Genomic DNA, 14,031 nt, shown 5'->3' on the forward strand with positions numbered 1-14,031 from the left:
GTCTTTTACTTGATGCTGACTGTATCCCACTTGGCATGGTTATCTATCCTGGCAATGAGTCAGAAAAGCCGGTAATTCGCGAGGTTATATCCCAAACAAAGCGACGCAACAATATGTACGGGCGTACCGTGCGTGTAGCTGACAAGGGGCTAAACTGCGCCGATAACGTTAGCGATGCCATTTTGTCTGGTGATGGCTATATCTTCTCAAAGTCGGTAAAGCAGCTACCCACAACAGAGCTTTCGTGGGTATTATCCGATGAGGGCTGGTTAGACATCACAGATAAAGACGGCGAGATTATCTACCGGGTGAAGTCCTGTGTCGCAGACTTCGAATACAAAGTCACTACAGATTCTGGAGGTAAAAAGGCAGTTCCAGTTGAAGAGAAAAGGGTTGCCACGTTTAACCCTAAACTTGCCCGCAAACAACGTGCCGAGATTGACCGGCAGGTAGAAAAGGCGCGTCGCTTGCGCCTGTCGCAGGCCAAAAAGTCAGAGTATGGTGACTGTGCTAAGTTTGTGACCTTTAGTGCAGTTGACTCAAATGGAGAAGAACCTGATGCAAAGGTAGTGGCAACACTAAACCACACAGCCATCGAGAAGGCACGCCGTCTGGCAGGCTACAACATGATTGTGACCTCAGAGGCGTCAATGAGTGATGCTGATATCTATTCGACCTACCATAATCTCTGGCGCATAGAGGAATCCTTTAAGGCGATGAAGTCCCAACTTGACGCGAGACCTGTGTATCTGCAAAAGTCCGAATCGATCACCGGACATTTTCTTATCTGCTACCTATCGGTGCTGCTTGAGCGGCTCGTACAGCTAAAAGTGTTAGATGGGCGCTTTTGCACTGAAGAGATAATGAGACTTGCCCACAATTATCGTGTAGTTGAGGTCTCTGAGCGCAAATACGTCAACATCTCTAAGTCCTTACCCATCATCGACGAGCTGGAGAAAATGACGGGGCTGCCGCTGGGCAATTACTACCTTACGAAAGGACAAATCGATTCCATCGTCAACTGTCAATTCAACATACCCAATGTTCAGTAGTGCTGCATACCGAAGCACGTTCGAAGGACGAAACGACCCACCTGATGGCACCGATGACTTGGGTATACAACGTTTAAAAGACAAAGCGAAGTGTACCTACAAACCATGTCGAATTCTTAGCACCAGAAATGAAATCGAAACTCGGAAGTCAGGCATTATAAACGTTTCTGCGCGATCTGGAAGGTCTTCTTTAAGCACAGGCACGGGTGCTAAAAAACTGGAGCGAGACCGCTTTCGCGACCCCGCCCCTACAAAACCCGAAGGCTTTAACATGTAAGCTCATTATGACGGCATGGGAACCCAAATGTCAACGAGCTTGAAGAGGAAGTCGAAGAACGACACAACCGTGCTGTTCTTGCTGAGCTGGGGAAGCGCAACTTCGTAGCTTTTACGCAGGGCGTTCAGGCGCTCGGCATTCTTGTGCATGGCTGGCTCGCGCTTACAGAGTGCGTTTAAAGCATAGAGGGCGGCGGCCATCTGGGCTATCCGTAGGTTCGATAGCTTCGAGCGGCGGCTCTTCGTTCTGGAAATGCCATGTCTATTGAGCGATTCGATTATGAGGGAGTTCGTTGGGTAGCCCGCCGCCTCAGCTGCTTGCGTGAAACCGTTTGCTATGCAGTGATTATGCGCAGTAGCGTTCCTGAGCGCCTTGACGCTTTTTAGAACGTAGTGCTCCTGCAGCATCACGTCGTCTTCCCAGCGGGCGGCGCAGAACAGGTAGAAGTCCACGAAGGTACCGAAGTCGATGACCTCCTGGAGCACCCAGACAGGCATGTCTTCGATGTGATGCGCTATGAGGTCGCCCGTATAGATGTTGCGCCTATCGCCCGCTTGGCTCCTGGCGCGCATCGCGCCCTGGATGGCGTTGCGTCCCGCATGGTTCAGTCTGGCATAGAAATCGGCAACGATGCCGTAGCCGTCCTCGCCATGGTTTTCGACGCCTGCCAATACTTTCATCTTGGCAAAATGCTCCACATCCACCGTCACGGCGAGGAAGGCGTCGCGCAGTTGCCTGTCGAGCGACGAGAGCACGGCCAAGTGACCGAAGTCGAGGTTGATATAGCTCCCGGCTTCGGGACCTCCCGTTTTCCGTTCGTAGAGCTTACGGTACGACGTTATGCGCAGGTAGTTGTTACCGTTAGCGAGAAGGTCAGCCGCCTCCTCTTCGCTGAGCAAATCGAATGTGATGCCCTTTGCCTTTAAGCGGGCGATTTGCTGGTCTACGGTTAACAGCGGTTTTCTATGCCGTAATTCGGTGGCTTCTATCGGTTCTTCCATGGCGCTCCAATCATATCGATAGGAATTCTACCAGTTTGCCGTGTGGTGAATTGGTATAGCGCCACATGTTGTGGCAGCTTTGGTGCGCAAGAGCGTGGCCGAGCAGCTCAGCATACGGCATCTGATTTCGTGAACCGTCACATCGAAGCGATTGACGTCAAGTTGGAATCGGGTACTATACAGTCAGCAAAGCGCCCGAACGGTGTGTAATACACCTACCTCCGGCGCTTTCTTTGCGTTTGGGGCGCGCTTAGCGTAACGACCTCACCCGCGTAGTGCGTGTCAAAAGATCCTTAAGCTTAATGCCCATCTATTTTTACTTTTTTACGCTTCCGGCACAGCGACAGCAACAAGGCAAGTTACTATCGGTAGGGCGCAACCATAGGTACCGCCACAGCGAAGTGTTGCTTTCGGTAACGCGAAACCTTTTCAGAAATGCTTTCGGCGTAGTGGTAGCAGCGGTGCAAAACTCACTCATTATCCGCTTGTCTACATGTTGTACAATCTGATTTAGGTGGTCAAATGGTGGTCAACTAGGTGGTCATTTGGTGGTCACGTGATAAAGCGATTATTCAAGCGACCTAAGAAAGGAGAAAGAAAAAGCAGGTCAGATAACCTTTTTTAATTATCCAACCTGCTGATGTTTTGGTCGCGGGGGGAGGATTTGAACCTCCGACCTTCGGGTTATGAGCCCGACGAGCTGACCAGACTGCTCCACCCCGCACTATGTTCGACGCCTTAACGGCAAGAATTCATAATACTCGGAACACGTACGTCATGCAAACTGTTTCTTGCACGACCATAAAATGCACATAAACGCGCACCGCTCTCACCCGAAAGTCAATTTGCGAGGCTAGCCGAACACCCTCCTTCAAAAGAGCGTTTTCTCCGTACTGCTCCGTACTGCTCCGCACACTGCTCCGTACTGCTCCGTACTGCTCCGCACACTGCTCCGTACTGCTCCGTACTGCTCCGCATCACTCCGTACAGCTCCGTACACAGCTCCGTAGTGCTCGTTCCAGCGCACGTTATCTGCGCATTGCGATTCCTTTGCAAATTTGTATTCCATTGGCAGCAAGCTGACGTACAATCGCGCACGTCACGTAATTCGAACAGTCATGCACGTCGTGTAAGCTGCGCAGGCGGTAAATCTTTAAGGACAGCACGAAAGGAGCAGTTCTCATGCCCGTTATCGACGCACATGCTCACATATACCCCGCGCGCATCGCCGCGCGTGCCGTCGATTCCGTGAGTTGCTTCTATTCCCTGCCCATGTTTGCAGACGGTCCCGACCGCGGCACAGCCGATCATTTGCTTCGCGCAACGAACGAATCGCCCATTACGCACTTCATTGTGCATTCCGTTGCTACCACCGCACACGCCGTGGAATCTATCAACACCTTCATCGCCGAGCAGTGCCGGCTGCACTCGCAGTTCATCGGCTTTGCCACCATGCACCCCGATTACGCCGACCCCGAGCGCGAAATCAACCGCGCTATCAGTCTGGGCCTGCACGGTATTAAGCTGCATCCCGACTCGCAGGCGGTAAACATGGACGACCCGCGCCTCATGAATGTCTACGAAATCATGCAGGCGAACGACATGCGGCTTGTCATGCACACCGGTGATTTCCGCTTCGATTACTCGAACCCCGAACGCCTTACTCGCATTCTTAAAGCGTTTCCAAACTTGGTGGTCGACGCCGCGCACTTCGGCAACTGGTCGAAGTTCGACGTAGGCTTCGACATCTTGCATCGTTTCGAAAATGTGTTCGTCGATGCATCGAGCTCATCGTTTTGGCTCGGTAAGCGGCACGCTTGCGAGCTTATTCGCTTGTGGGGAACCGACCGCGTGATGCTTGGGAGCGACTATCCTATGTGGAGCCCTGTTGCCGAATACGACTTCTTGGACAGCCTTCCCTTCACCGACGACGAGAAAGACCAGCTGTTCTGGCACAATGCCGAGCAGTTCCTCGGGTTCAGTGTGGCTTAGCTTTCTTCCTCGGTTCCTCGGGTTCAGTGTGGCTTAGCCATTCAGCGTGGCTTAGCCGTTTCGAAGTCAAGCCTTCTTTAGCTTTCTTCCTCGGTTCCTCGGGTTCAGTGTGGCTTAGCCATTCAGCGTGGCTTAGCCGTTTCGAAGTCAAGCCTTCTTTAGCCTTCTTCCCCGGCTTCTTTCTCGACGCGATCGATGGTCATGCGGAACGTGTCAATGCGGAAACGGTCCATTTGTTCGATGATAAACGTCACCGTGCAGCCATGACTGTCGGTCAGCTGGGCAACGTCGCCTACTGCGGGAATGCGATCAAGCACGTCGAGAAGCATGCCGGCCGCCGTTTCGCATTCTTCTGCCTCGGCGGGTTTGAATCCCATCAGATCGATCAGATCATCAACGGGCATCAATCCCTCAACCAGATAGCTGCCATCGGCCTGCTGCCGTGCGCCTTCAATGCTGCCGTGCGAGTACTCGTCGTCGATGCGCCCAACGATCTGCTCCATGATGTCGCTCATCGTGACCACGCCAGCTGTACCGCCATGTTCGTCGACGACCACGGCGATCTTAGTCTTCTCTTCCTGCAGCGTCTGCAAAAGCCGCGCCACCTGGATGTTTTCGGACACGCCAATGAGTTCGTGAAGAGGCAAGTCGTCGATACTCGCGCCCGCGGGCATCGTGTAGAGGTCCTTTACGTGCACAAAACCGACAATGCGGTCTTTGCTGCCGCGGCACACGGGGTAGCGCGTGTACTTGTACAGCTGCACGGTTTCAAGGTTTTCCTGCAGCGAGTCTTCCAAGTCGAGGCAGATCACATCGGTACGCGGCGTCATGATAGTGGCGGCGTCCTTGTCGCCCAAGTCGAAGATGTTGTCCACGTATTCGTTTTGCTCGACGCTGACCAGGCCACTTTCCGTGCTCTCGTCAATCAGCAGTTGAATTTCCTCGGCCGCATATACCTCGTGCTCGTTCGCGGGATCGTGCCCTGCCATGCGCACAACCGCGTTGGTAATGCCGTTGAACAGCACCATGATGGGGTACGTAATGCGGTAAAACCACATGAGTGGGCTGGCTGTGGCAAGAGCGAATTTTTCGGTGGAGAAAATGGCAAACGACTTCGGGATCAACTCGCCTGCCACTACGTGCAGCGTGGTCATGAGGAAGAAGCCCAAGCCAACCGCAATGGCCGACACCGCAGCGTCGGGCAGTCCAAACAAAGCGCACACGGGGCGAATAAGCTCGGAAAACGCCGGCTCTCCCAACCAACCCAACGCAAGAGATGCCAACGTAATGCCCAGCTGACATGCCGAAAGGTAGGCGTTTACGTTATCGGCGACGGTTTTTGCCGCCTGAGCACCGAGCTTTCCTTCTTCGATGGCAAGTTCAAGCTGCGACCTTCTCACCCTTACCAGCGAGAACTCGGCGGCGACGAAAAACGCATTCATGAGCAGGAACAAAACAACCAGAATCAAGCTGAGCGCAACGGGCATGGCAGACGCGATCCTCCTAGAAAGCTCGTAAAGCGGAAGGACGGTTGCTCCCCTCCGCAGCGCATCGCATTCGATGCGCCGACAACATATACGTGCATCATTACAGTGTAACGGTTGCACAACTCCACGCAACCGGGAAACGCCATTGTGGAATTACAAAACGATCCCGTTATTCCCGTTATTCTCAGAGTTACGCGTAGCTGCGGTGTCCTCAAGCGCTGCTGGATTGAGCACACAACCTAAGCCTGTTGCGAACCCCGTACGATTCAATGTTACCATGCCGCGCTCTGCGGAAAGTGGCGGTGTGGTAACGCCACGTGTCGCTTCGCGCCCCACAAGTCCAAGATCGCCCGCCGGTACCACGCCGGGTAGCGTTTCAAACGTGGCGTGCAGTCGTTTCGACGCATCAGTGCTTGCTCCCGCACTGACCCATACCGTCACGCCATGGGTGCGGCACAGGCGCACGAACTCCAGCGCCGGCTGCACGCCTCCCATTCTGCCAATATTTACAGACAGGTGCTTGAGCTCTCGGTTCCTGAGCGCTCGCAATGCGTCTTTCGGCACAGCAAGCGCTTCACTCATTCCCAGTGGAGTGCGCATACCTCGCTGCAAACGGGCTGTGCGATCGAAGATGTCCCCATGCACCGTAAGCGGAACCTTGCGCGGGTCGAGTGGCTCTTCAATCCACGCAACACCCAGCGAGTCAATGGTGCGCAGTTCGTCCATATCGGTTTCAGTGAAGCTTCGTCCTGCGTCGATGATCAGCTTCGTAGCACCAATCGCATCGGCAACCGCCACCGCACACACGCTCGCACTGCCGGGGTGAACCTTCAACCGCACGCAGGGGCTTCCAGTTCGCATTTGCGCCACTGCAACGCGAGCTGCGGCTACCGGATCCGTTTCGTCAACCAGGGCGGCTACAGGTACGCGCCCGTTTGAATTGCCGCCGATCAGCTTCCATAAAGGAGCGCCGACAATTTTGCCGTACAGGTCCCACAGTGCCGGCTCGATGGCACCGCACGCACGGGGATGCTGCACGGCCTGTGCGTTTAGTGCGAACACATCGCTTACTTCGGACGGATGCAAAAACACGTGAGAAAGCACGATCGGTGCGAGCACCTCTTTGAGCACTGCTTCGTTTTGGGCAACATCGCCTGCAGCGTTCCATCCGCCCGTGGAAACGGCAAGCTCACCAATGCCGCTGCGCCCCTGATGATCAATCACTTCTACGATCAGCGTTTCGCGTGCTGTTTCACGTGCGTTCGCATGTTCTCCTAAGGGATAAGCACCATGTGCCGATGAGGGCAGTTTCACACGGCGAACAACAACGTTTTCAACCTGGATGCGTTCGTCGAAACGACGAAGCAGTGCTTGCCGGTCGATTTTGCCCGTGCCGAGCATCGGCATTTCATCGATTACGCACACGTGCTTCGGCAGATGAAGCTTCGACATGCTGCCTGCAGCCATTTCTTTCACGGCGAGGGAGAAGCGCGTATTGGACATGTTCGCCATCTTCAGCGCATGCTGGTGATCGGTGGACCTATTGGTTCCATCGGGCGTTTGTGGGAACGACTCAACGCGGCGCGGCTCGCGTACCACGAAAGCGATCGGGCGGCGTCCCCATGTTTTGTCGGGTGCTCCGAACACGAACGCATCGGCAACGCCGGGAATGCCCAACAGCTTTTGGCGAACCTCTTCGGGGTAGATGTTCTCGCCACCCGACACGAACATATCGCTCACGCGTTCTTTTACGTACAGCAGTCCGTTGTGAATAGCGCCGATGTCGCCGGTGAGGAAAAACCCGTCAACTGTCCATGCGGCATGGGCGTTCAAGTAGCCAGAAAACACACCGGGACCCTTCACCGCTAAACGGCCGAAGCCGTCGCTTCCCGCTCCCACGATGTGCGCCTGATAGCCGGGCAACAGTTTCAATCCGCCCTTGTAGTTCATATCGATCAGGGCATTTGCCACATGGCTCGACGTTTCCGTCATGCCGTAACTCACGTACACACGCGCCTGCTTGCCCCATGCGACTTCCAGCGTGCGCGAATTCGGTGCACCGCCGCCCAGCAAAATGCAGGTGTAGCGCTTCAATGCGGCGCTCCGCTCGCTTTCGCACATATCCTGCAGCATCTTGTCTACAACGGCGATGTGTGTCGCGTTGCGTCGCGATGCGTCGGCCAGCACCTTGTCGGCGTCGAAATGACGGTACAGCAGAAACGGTGTGCCGTTTAAGATGCTGCGCACCACAACCTGCAGCCCCCCGATATGGTAAAGAGGCAGCACCGCTTGCCACATGCCTTCGCCGCGACGACCCAGTACCGCATTTGCCGCTAAAGCCGCTTGGCTCAAATTTGCCCACGACAGCGCCACTGCTTTCGGTCGGCCCGTTGTGCCCGACGTGAACATGATGACCGCGCGAGCACTCTGATCGAACACGTGCTTCGCGTGGTCTGCGAAGTTGATGGCGTTTTCCAACGCTTCCTGCCGGGCCATTTCTTCGCGGCGAATGAGCGAGTCGCGACCACCCGTTGCACGCCCGAGTGCTTTGCTCGTGCGGACGTCGGCGGTTTCCACCCTCGTGCGGGTAACAAACGACGTGCGCGACACCCGCTCGTTTGCGGCCGCTTGCGCCGCGCCCGAGCGAACCCGATGCAGTTCGCCGCCCAAAAACGTTTCGACTCGATCCATGATGGCTTCGATATTGTTCTCATCAATACGAAACGCCACGTGAACGCCAGGATCGCGCTCAACTTCCATTAGGCGATGCATCTTTTCAGATTCGCTTAAGCGGTTGTTTATGGCAATGAGTGTATACCCGCCGTATCCAGCGGCAAGCAGAAGGAATACGCCAGCAGCGCGGTTGCGGACATCGACAGCAATGCAGTCGCCCTGACGAGCTCCCTTGTCTCGGAGAAGCTTCGCCAGCGCAGCAGCGTACAGGCGCACCTCGCGATACGAGTATGCGGTTTCCTTATCCGCTCGCTCAACGTCCGTGAAAAACGTGCGAAGCGGATTTTGCCGAGCCATGTTCTCGAACGCGCTGATCATCGCGTGTTCGTCCTACCTTTCCTTGCCAACGTGGTTTCACCGTGCTATTAACTGCGCCTTTCGGAACTTCCCTCCACAACACCGCCGAAATGGGGGAGTTGTGCTGAAAGACGCTCGAGTCCTTGCAGCTTTCTTAGGGAAACTTAGGGAAGCGACTGAAGTCGGGTGCGCGCTTTTCCTTAAACGCATCGCGTCCTTCTTTCGCCTCGTCAGTGGTGTAATACAGCAACGTGGCATCGCCGGCGAGCTGCTGTAAGCCCGCAAGTCCGTCGGTAGCGGCGTTAAACGACGCCTTCATGAAGCGCAGGGCTGTGGGACTAAACTGCATCATCTCGCGCGCCCATGACACGCATTCGGCCTCCAAATCGTTGAAGGGCACCACCTTGTTCACCATGCCCATTGAAAGCGCCTCGGCCGCCGTGTACTGACGGCACAAATACCAGATCTCGCGCGCTTTCTTTTGCCCTACCATCGCGGCCAAATACCCCGCGCCATAGCCCGCGTCGAAGCTGCCGACCTTCGGACCCGTTTGCCCGAACTTCGCCGTTTCCGCCGCAATGGATAGATCGCACAGAATGTGCAGCACGTGGCCGCCGCCGATGGCGTAGCCATTTACCATGGCGATCACCGGCTTGGGAACCACGCGGATGAGGCGCTGTAAGTCGAGTACGTTTAGGCGCGGAATGGAGTCTTCGCCTACGTATCCGCCGTTGCCGCGAATTTTCTGGTCGCCGCCAGAACAGAACGCCTGGTCTTGCGGGGCGCCATCGTGATTTGCGCCTGTGAGAATGATCACCCCAATTTCGGCGTCGTCGCGAGCAATGCTAAACGCGTCGTACAGCTCGTTTACGGTAAGCGGCGTGAAAGCGTTCCGGCGATGCGGGCGGTTGATGGTTATCTTGGCAATACCATCGCATGTTTCGTAAATGATCTCGCGGTATTGTTTGCCCGCGCGCCACGCTTCAGCCATATGCGAATCCTCCCATGCGAGCGAACTCCGTCGAGCGCAGCCGAAGCGCACCGCAACAACTTGATGCGGTGGGCAAACAGCCTCTTATTCATATGCGCACAAGCGGAGAATCGCCTCGCGTCATGTTGTCGAGTGCGCCTATGGTAACGCATCGTGCCTGATTACCCGGCCGAGAAGCGTCGAACGAGGGGATGAATTCGCAGTTTATCCAATTCTTATCAATGACACCGACAGGAGCTCCGTTGCGCCCGCATGCCTGCGTGTCGTTGCGACCGCGTGTCCGTGCGCCGTTGTGCCCGCGTTGCGATCGTTGCACCTGAGTTGCGCCTGCATTGCACTCGCATTATGCCCGCGCACCGCCAAGTTGCTCCTGCGCTCCTTAGAACGCGGCGTCTACCGGCTCGCTTACCCGCACGTTCTCGCGTCCGCGCATGAGTTCGGTCACCTTACACAACAGCTCATCTTGCGTGCCGTCGAGCATGCGCAGCACCAGCGTTACCTCTTCGGCGTAGCTCACGTCAATCGTTTTCGCACCGCATGCCGCCGCGACCGCCATCATGCGGTCGTAGTTGGCATACGGAAGCTGCAACGTCACGTCAACACAACGAGACACCACCACCAGGTGCGCCGCTGCAATGCCCGCTTGCGTTGCCTGCGTGTATGCACGCACCAAGCCGCCCGTGCCCAGCAGTACGCCGCCGAAGTAGCGCGTCACCACCACGCACACATCGGTAAGCCCTGCATGACGAATTGCTTCGAGTGTGGGAAGCCCTGCGGTTTTCTGCGGCTCGCCGTCGTCGGAATACCGCACGCGTCCCGCCTCGCCTGCGCCACCTGCTCGCAGCACGTAGGCGTACACGTTGTGCCGTGCCATGCGGTTTGCCGCGCGAACTTCTTCCAGAAATGCGAGCGCTTCTTCTTCGGTTTCCACATGGGCGATCTGCGCGATAAAGCGGCTTTTCTTCTCTTCGATTTCGCTGATGGCGCGCCCTTCTATGGTTGTGTAGGATTCCATGGCCGATCACCGCCTGTTCGTAAACCAAGCGCGAGCCAGCGCCTCGATGCCCGGTTCGATATCCTGCTCGGGGATAGCCGAGAACCCCACCAGCACGCAGCTTCCCAGTGCGTGACCGTCGGTTGTCCAATAGCGATCCGTGCCGTACACGCGCACGCCTTCTTCGCGCGCCAGTGCGATGAGTTCGCCTTGGCTGCGCCCATCAAGAACCTCAAGCAACACATGCAGACCACAACCGTGCTCAAGCACGCGCACCTTATCTTCCATAGTTCGCTTGATGGTGTCCATCAGTACAGTGTGCTTGCGACGGCTGCGCGCTTGCAACCGCCGCAAATGGCGGTCCCATTGTCCGCTTGCCAAATAACGCGCCAAAGCTTCCTGCATCAACCACGAAACTGCCGGGTAGGCGTTCGAGAATTTCTCGTCCCATTGATGGCGCAAAACCTTCGGCAGAATCATGTAGCTTATACGAAGCGCCGGCGACAGCGCCTTGGAAAATGTACCCAGATATATCACGCGGTCGGCGTTGTCCTGCGCAAATAAAGCTGGCTGACGCTCGCCCCGATAACAGAACTCATGGCAGTAGTCGTCCTCGATAATGTAAGCGTCGGTGTCTTTCGCCCACGTGAGAATACCCTCCCTTACTTCGGGCGACATGGTGCCTCCGGTGGGGAACTGGTTGGCGGGCGTTACGTACAGCAATTTTGCGTCGCTGGCGTGAAGGGCTGCCATCATCGCATCGGCTCCCTGTGTTACGGGAATGAGCCGAATGGGAAACCCGTTTCCCTCGAAGACCGACCGTGCCCCATCGTAACCAGGCTCTTCCATGGCAACGGCATCGGTTGCTGTGTCGAACAGCAAGCACAACCGTTGCAGGGTGGGCTGCGTGCCCCCTTGCACAATGATGTTTTCGGCACTGCAGTGAATATCGCGACTCGCTTGTGCCCGACGAGCGATTTCGCAACGAAGCGCCCATTCTCCCTTGTCATCGTCGTAACTGCTGGCCTGTACAAGATCGGGCTCGAGCAGAATGTCGTTTAAGATCGACCTCCACGCTGCTGCGGGAAAGGTCCCTGGCTCCAAATTCCCATACGTGAAATCGTAGCGCGCCGGCGCAAGATCAATCGAGGGCAACGTTGGCTCGCTCACTTGTTGTTCTTCACGCCACGTTGCTGCGCGGGCTGCAACGGCCGTTTCGCCACTCATGTCTTCAACGATGAAACCCGAGCCCGGTTTGCTCGCCGTAAAGCCCTCTTGTGCGAGCAGGCGGTACGCCGCATCAACGGTGTTACGCGAACAGCGGAGTTCCTCGGCAAGTTCCCGAATGGAGGGAAGTTTCGACGCAGGCGGATACACGCCCAGCAGAATGTCTCGAGAAAGCTGCGTGTATATCTGTTCGTAAAGGGGAGTCGATGACCGCTGGTTGAGATGGATCATGCAGTTCCTTCCGCTTTTGCTGCCGCTTTCTTTCTCGTCGCAACATGCCTTTGTTTTCGCTGCCTCGCGCGTCCATTTCGTGGATCTTCATGAAATCGTCACCTAATAATACTCGTCAACCGTCCCTTTACGCTCAATTTCTGCCCAACTATGCTGAAAAAAGAATTGCGGACGCACTTTGGATGGTTTCTGCGCACCGTGCCGAAGCGTCGCCCGTGCTTTCTAGGGAAACACTGCTGCAAATGTAGGAATGGCGGGATGAATCAGCGTTTCCCTAAAGGGAGGAATGTGAAAGGAGGGATGGTTTATGAAAAGAAAGAAAGCTCTTGTGGGCATGAGCGCAGTCTGCACCGTTGCACTGATCGCAGGCCTCGTAGCATGTACTCCTACAAGCTCGTCTTCTGATTCATCAACCGATTCAGACAAGGCTTCGACGGCAACGTCCGCAGAAGTTCCCAACCCTGATAATTTCGAGTACGGTGTGATCACCGCTGATGGGTGGTCTGAGGTGTACCCGAACCAGTACGCAACGTACAAGGCGATGGGCGAAAACGATGGGGAAAAGCACGACTATCTGGAAGTGTATCCGGCACTGAAGACCATGTACGCTGGCTATGCCTTCTCGCTTGGCTATGCTGAGCCGAACGGGCATCTGGATTCGCTGACTGACGTGGCCGAAACGCCGCGTACGCAGGAAAAGGAACAGAACGGAAACTGCATCACGTGCAAGACCCCGCAGTTCACCGCGCAGGTGAACAGTGGCGATGAAGCCGTGAATCTGGAAAAGTTCAACGACATCATTGGTAACTACACCGAGCCTATCAGCTGCTACAGCTGCCACGAGAATAACCCCGAAGAGGTTGTAGTTCCGAGCGCGTACTGGGCGAAATCAATAGGCGCCGACGCGACTGCGGTTCCCGTTGAAGCGCAAACGTGTGGCCAGTGCCACAACGAGTACTACTTCAGTGGCGAGAACAAGGTTGCAACGAACCCCTATGAGGGTCTTGAGGCCATGACGCCCGAAGCCATTCTGGCGTACTACGACGAACATGAGTACAAAGACTTCGCTTCCAATCTCACCGGCGCGCCGATGATCAAGGTGCAGCATCCCGAGTTTGAAACGATGTACGGCGGCAAGGGTTCGTACATGGGTAAGTTGGGCTACACCTGTGCTGACTGCCACATGGGTGCAACCAAGGCCGAGGACGGCACCGAGTTCTCGAACCACAAACTGCAAAGCCCGCTGGACAACCCCGAACTGATCGAGAACGTGTGCAGCGATTGCCACGATGACCTCGTCTCTCAGGTGAAGGAAATCACCGACGAGTTGGGCGATGGTGAGAACGGACGCACAAAGCAGGTGTCCGAGCGGATCGAGCTGCTCATTAACACCACGGCTGAGAAGTACTCCGCAGAAATCGCTGAATTCCAGGCGGCCGCTGACGCCGGTACCGCTGGCATGTACGCCGCCGGCGAACTGGGCGAACTGCAGAGGCTACAGCGCGTGGCGCAGTTCTATTGGGATTTCGCCATGAATGAAAATTCCGAGGGAGCCCATAATTCAACGCTTACCCGCGCATGCCTCGACATGGCGGAAAGCACCGCTGACGAAGGTCTCGCCAAGCTTGGCGTTGCTTAAGCGTTAACGCGTTTCACTGTTAGCTTCACTGTTAAACCGCGATGGCCTGCATCGTTAACACAGCAGGCCATCGCAACCGCGGAAGGGCGGCGTGCGCAGAGCTTAAGCCG

At 55.9% G+C, this 14,031-nt stretch carries 9 protein-coding genes and 1 tRNA gene; 3 read left to right on the forward strand and 7 right to left on the reverse strand.

What is annotated here, in order from left to right; translation table 11 throughout:
• On the forward strand, positions 1-1,052 hold a 1,052-nt coding region (locus G7Y43_RS05275; RefSeq protein WP_165044813.1), incomplete at its 5' end, for an IS1634 family transposase.
• A gap of 282 nt (positions 1,053-1,334) precedes the next feature.
• Here the strand turns inward: G7Y43_RS05275 and G7Y43_RS05280 are convergent.
• Both G7Y43_RS05280 and G7Y43_RS05285 read right to left on the reverse strand, forming a co-directional pair.
• The gene (locus tag G7Y43_RS05280; RefSeq protein ID WP_165044815.1) at positions 1,335-2,330 is read right to left on the reverse strand and encodes an Abi family protein; all 996 of its coding nucleotides are present in this window, start codon (positions 2,328-2,330) and stop codon (positions 1,335-1,337) included.
• Between the two features lie 646 nt (positions 2,331-2,976).
• Positions 2,977-3,054 (reverse strand) — tRNA-Met (locus G7Y43_RS05285).
• A 458-nt stretch (positions 3,055-3,512) separates the two neighbouring features.
• Between G7Y43_RS05285 and G7Y43_RS05290 the strand changes: the two genes are divergently transcribed.
• Positions 3,513-4,322: an amidohydrolase family protein gene (locus G7Y43_RS05290; protein ID WP_165044817.1), complete on the forward strand. Its 810-nt coding sequence runs from the start codon at positions 3,513-3,515 to the stop codon at positions 4,320-4,322.
• Positions 4,323-4,480: 158 nt separating this feature from the next.
• On the opposite strand, the gene G7Y43_RS05295 is transcribed toward G7Y43_RS05290, so the two are convergent.
• The 5 genes from G7Y43_RS05295 to G7Y43_RS05315 form a co-directional block, all read right to left on the reverse strand.
• Positions 4,481-5,809, reverse strand: a complete 1,329-nt coding sequence (locus tag G7Y43_RS05295) for a hemolysin family protein (protein WP_165044819.1) — start codon at positions 5,807-5,809, stop codon at positions 4,481-4,483.
• Between the two features lie 153 nt (positions 5,810-5,962).
• Positions 5,963-8,860: an AMP-binding protein gene (locus G7Y43_RS05300; RefSeq protein WP_165044821.1), complete on the reverse strand. Its 2,898-nt coding sequence runs from the start codon at positions 8,858-8,860 to the stop codon at positions 5,963-5,965.
• Between the two features lie 133 nt (positions 8,861-8,993).
• Positions 8,994-9,830, reverse strand: a complete 837-nt coding sequence (gene menB / locus G7Y43_RS05305; protein WP_165044823.1) for a 1,4-dihydroxy-2-naphthoyl-CoA synthase — start codon at positions 9,828-9,830, stop codon at positions 8,994-8,996.
• Positions 9,831-10,209: 379 nt separating this feature from the next.
• Complete coding sequence (locus G7Y43_RS05310) at positions 10,210-10,845, reverse strand: YigZ family protein (RefSeq protein ID WP_165044825.1); 636 nt, start codon at positions 10,843-10,845, stop codon at positions 10,210-10,212.
• A 6-nt stretch (positions 10,846-10,851) separates the two neighbouring features.
• Positions 10,852-12,282 (reverse strand): PLP-dependent aminotransferase family protein, encoded by a 1,431-nt coding sequence (locus G7Y43_RS05315; RefSeq protein ID WP_165044827.1) that lies wholly within the window; start codon positions 12,280-12,282, stop codon positions 10,852-10,854.
• Positions 12,283-12,589: 307 nt separating this feature from the next.
• On the opposite strand from G7Y43_RS05315, the gene G7Y43_RS05320 reads away from it, so the two are divergent.
• Positions 12,590-13,921 (forward strand): ammonia-forming cytochrome c nitrite reductase subunit c552, encoded by a 1,332-nt coding sequence (locus G7Y43_RS05320; protein ID WP_165044829.1) that lies wholly within the window; start codon positions 12,590-12,592, stop codon positions 13,919-13,921.
• Positions 13,922-14,031: the final 110 nt, after the last annotated feature.

Source organism: Adlercreutzia sp. ZJ138, from assembly GCF_011038935.1.
Classification (GTDB): domain Bacteria; phylum Actinomycetota; class Coriobacteriia; order Coriobacteriales; family Eggerthellaceae; genus ZJ141.

Excerpts from the sequence above, each read along its gene's own strand:
- G7Y43_RS05280 (WP_165044815.1), bottom strand. The coding sequence starts at position 2,330 with ATGGAAGAACCGATAGAAGCCACCGAATTACGGCATAGAAAACCGCTG.
- G7Y43_RS05290 (WP_165044817.1), top strand. The coding sequence starts at position 3,513 with ATGCCCGTTATCGACGCACATGCTCACATATACCCCGCGCGCATCGCC.
- G7Y43_RS05295 (WP_165044819.1), bottom strand. The coding sequence starts at position 5,809 with ATGCCCGTTGCGCTCAGCTTGATTCTGGTTGTTTTGTTCCTGCTCATG.
- G7Y43_RS05300 (WP_165044821.1), bottom strand. The coding sequence starts at position 8,860 with ATGATCAGCGCGTTCGAGAACATGGCTCGGCAAAATCCGCTTCGCACG.
- menB (WP_165044823.1), bottom strand. The coding sequence starts at position 9,830 with ATGGCTGAAGCGTGGCGCGCGGGCAAACAATACCGCGAGATCATTTAC.
- G7Y43_RS05310 (WP_165044825.1), bottom strand. The coding sequence starts at position 10,845 with ATGGAATCCTACACAACCATAGAAGGGCGCGCCATCAGCGAAATCGAA.
- G7Y43_RS05315 (WP_165044827.1), bottom strand. The coding sequence starts at position 12,282 with ATGATCCATCTCAACCAGCGGTCATCGACTCCCCTTTACGAACAGATA.
- G7Y43_RS05320 (WP_165044829.1), top strand. The coding sequence starts at position 12,590 with ATGAAAAGAAAGAAAGCTCTTGTGGGCATGAGCGCAGTCTGCACCGTT.